Raw genomic sequence first — 3,139 nt, 5'->3', positions numbered from 1 at the left:
GGCGTTGTTGTCGCGGTGTTGGGCGAACCATTTGCCGGTAATGGCGGTGTGTTCGATGCCGTTTTTGTTGAGCAGTAGTGAGAATTTCAGGGCCAGATCGTTGGGGCCGATGACCAGGACTGGTCTGCCGTGGTCTTGGAGTTGCTGGACTTGGGTGACGGCGTGTTTGAGCATTTCTGGTGTGGTGAGGTAGATCTGCTCGTCGAGTCCGTCGAGGGGCTTCAGGTTCGATTTTCCGAAGTTCTCGATTTTGGCGAGTCCGCCTTGGACGGGGAAGTTGTCCTTGATTTCGGTGGCGGTGCGTTCGAGGGTGCCCGACATGAGGTTCAAGCGTTTGTATCCGCCGAGGACGGTTTCGACGGTGACTTGTTTGGATCCGGTGCCGTCGGTGTAGACCTGGGCGCCGAACATGGCTTCGACCATTTTGTGGCGGCCGCCGAACCAGCGGCTGTCGGTGCCGATTTTGGGATCGCTGCGGGGTTTGCCGTTCGCGTCGAGGATTTGGATCTTGTCGTCGAATTTCTGGAAGTCCCGGTTGAGTTTCAACCGGCCCGCTTTGACGTCGAGGAACGCGCGCGCCATTTCGGTTTCCTCGGTGGTGAACGCGCGGCCGGTCGCTTGTTGCCACAATCGGCTGGCGGTGGCCAGGCTCTGCTGGGGGCGGGCACGCAGGTCGGTAGAGGTGAGCTCGCGCTCGGCCAGGACACCACGCAGGAAGTCCCGTACCCGATATACCCCGGCTGCTTCGGTGTCGGTGGCGGGTTCGCGTTGGCCGTCGGATTGGTAGTGCACGGTTTCGTCGTGGATCAGGACCGCGTCGGCCTCGTCGATCGTGGCGGTGTCGCCTGGTGGTGGCCGGTCGAACAGGTGCGCGGTCGCGACCTCGTCGTAGGTCATGTAGTAGACGGTCGGGTGTTGCGGGTCGGCTGGTGGGTTGTGCGGATCCCAGCGCGAGGTCTCGTAGCCGAGTTTGTGCAGCATCGCCGAGAATTGCCGGAAGCCTTCGTTGGCCAGTACTTCGGTGGTGGTGATCACGTGATGGACCCGCACCTCCCGCCCATCGGGCAGTTGTACCGGTTCCCCCCGTGAGAGTTGCCACAGCGATTCCACACCACCGACTATCGTTTTGCCCTGCCCGGTGCCCATCTGACGCATGTAGCCGTGTTCCGCGGTCAGGAACGCTTTGATCTGGTTCCATCGCGGTGTTTTCCCGGTGCCCTCACCCATGGCGTCGATGCAGCGCAGCAGCGCTTCCACCTCGTCACCGCTTTCCATCACCTGCCGGCGTTGGGCCCATGATTCCCCGGCCAACTCGTGTCGGCGCGCCTCATACAGCGCCGCCATCTTCTTCGACGTCGCGGTGTACTGGTGTCCCTGCGCTTGGGTGAGGTCTTGTTTGGTCTGCGGGTCAGCGCGCGGCAACTCGGCGAACTCGGTGCGTAGTTCGCCCACCAGCTCACCGGCCACCGCGGTCAGCACCGCGTCATGCTCGCCGACCGCGGTGTCATAAACAGCCTTGGCCTGCGCCAGTTCCGCGCGCGCCAGTTCGGTCTGTGTGTGGGCGGCGTGTTCGGCCTCGGCAGCGACCCGATCAGCAGAACTGTCCCCGGCGAACAGTCCACGCATCCTCTCGCCGAGGCTGCGGCGGGTCGCGCGTTCGTGCGCGGCCGCCACTCGCACCCTGTTCTGCTTTTCCCGCAACGCCTCCCCCGCCGCGCGTTCGCGCTGCGCCGCCTCGGCGACACGCCGCCGCTGATCCTCCCGCAACGCCTCGCGATGCTGCTCGGTCAGTCGCTGCCGCGCCTCGGCCCCACGCTCACCAGCGCCGGTCCCGAGTTCATCGGCACCAGTTCCGCGTTCGGTGGTGCTGGTCTCGAGTTCATCGGCACCAGTTCCGTGTTCGGTGGTGCCGCGTGCGTCTTCACCGTGCCCGGCGCCCGTGGCAGCCTGCTCATCACCGGCCTCCGACCCCACCCGCGCGGTGGTCCGCGGCCCACGCCCGGCTGCCGCCTCACCGGACCCGCTGTCCCCGACCGTGCCGTCCTTGACCGTGCCGGTATCACCTGGCTCACCAACGGTTTTGCCGGACTCACCCACCCCGGCGCCGTCCCGGGACTCGGCCGAGTCGCCACGCGGGCGGGTGTGTGCTAGGGCTCTTTCGGAGGGGCGCAGTGCCACCGCTTCTGCCTCGGTGGGCGCTGTGGCGTGCACTAGGCTGGGGTCGGTCTGCGGTGCGTGGGGCGACGCGACTGCGAGATCCGGTGGTGCGGTGTCGGTTGCGGCGGTCACCACCGTGCGGCGCCCGCCCTGTCGCGGTGTGCCCGCCGCCGCGGCGGAGACACGGTGATCCTCACCTCGCTGCGGTGACCCGGACGGCGTGCCTGGACGGGACCGGGCCGCACGACCATCAGCGGAATGCGCTGCCGCGCTGTCGGAGGGTCGAGGGTCGACTGGTGTTGCGGTGCTGTCGGTGCGGCGGGGCGCGGCCGGTGGTGCGGCAGTCGGAACTGGTTGCGGCTGTTCACTATTCGCGTCAGTGTCGGTGGATTGCGGCCGAGGACCGTCGTTCGCGTCGGCGTCGGCGGGTTGCTGTCTGGCCGTCGGAGCCTCATCCGGTGCCGGAGCGTCCAGGGCGGGCTGGGCCTCGGAATCGTTGGTTGGGGTGCTCTCGTTGGCCGGATCGGTGTCGGCGGGCCGGGGCCGCGGACCGTCGGTTGCGTCGGGGCGCCGACTGTCTGGCTCACCGGCCACTGCGGCCAGCGCCGCATCATGCTCGGCGACGGCGGCCTCGTGGACGGCGTGGGCCTGGGCCAGCTGCGAGCCTGCCAATTCGGCTTGTGTGTGGGCCGCGCGCTCGGCCTCGGCGGCCACCCGGTCGGCGGGGCTGTCCGCCCCGGACAGTTCACGCATCTTGTCGCCGAGGCTGCGGCGGGTGGCGTGCTCGTGTGCGGCTGCGACCCGGGCCTTCTTTTCCTGTTCTTGCAACGCTTCGTGCGCCGCGCGTTGCCGCTCGGCTGCGGCATCGATACGCCGCTGCTGATCTTCCCGCAGCCCCTCGTGACGTTGCCGCTCCTCGGCAATTCGCTCTTGCGCCTCGGATGTGCGTTGGTCCCTCGCAGCCGGATCTGCGGCATGCGGG

At 67.7% G+C, this 3,139-nt stretch carries 1 protein-coding gene; it reads right to left on the bottom strand.

Annotation, left to right across the window (positions count from 1 at the left end; all coding sequences use genetic code 11):
• The coding region (locus NP3_RS49550) for a hypothetical protein (protein ID WP_218025060.1) at positions 1-2,985 on the bottom strand (2,985 nt) is incomplete at its 3' end.
• Between the last annotated feature and the right edge of the window lie 154 nt (positions 2,986-3,139).

Source organism: Nocardia pseudovaccinii NBRC 100343, assembly GCF_001613225.1.
Classification (GTDB): Bacteria; Actinomycetota; Actinomycetes; order Mycobacteriales; family Mycobacteriaceae; genus Nocardia; species Nocardia pseudovaccinii.
Note: the sequence above shows the minus strand (reverse complement) of the source record. Positions and strands in the feature narration are given on the sequence as shown.